Source organism: Paenarthrobacter aurescens, from assembly GCF_025421775.1.
Lineage (GTDB): Bacteria > Actinomycetota > Actinomycetes > Actinomycetales > Micrococcaceae > Arthrobacter > Arthrobacter aurescens_B.
The window spans coordinates 1-236 of sequence record NZ_JAOEFX010000730.1; the positions used below are offsets into that span (position 1 = coordinate 1).

Consider the following 236-nt stretch of genomic DNA (forward strand, 5'->3'; position numbering starts at 1 on the left):
CCTAGAGTTGGTTGCGCTGAGGCTCGGGTGGTCGCTGGCGACCTCTGTGGCCTGCGGTGGCTTGGGCAGGGTGAGGTCGGTGGTGGTGGTGGTGATGGTTCGGCTGCCTGCGGGCGAAGAAGTGGTGCTATAGGAAGCCGTTGCCGTGATGGTGTAGGCGCCGTCAGCCGATGCCGGTGCGGTGATCTTCCAAGTGGTGGTCAAGGTGCCACCAGCGGGCAGCGTCGAGGCCGTTG

General features: G+C 65.7%; 1 protein-coding gene. It reads right to left on the bottom strand.

Translation table 11 applies throughout. The annotated features are described in order from the left end of the window. Positions 1–222 (bottom strand): NEW3 domain-containing protein (locus N7568_RS25405; RefSeq protein ID WP_261612385.1); only part of this gene is annotated, 222 nt, incomplete at its 3' end. Positions 223–236: the final 14 nt, after the last annotated feature.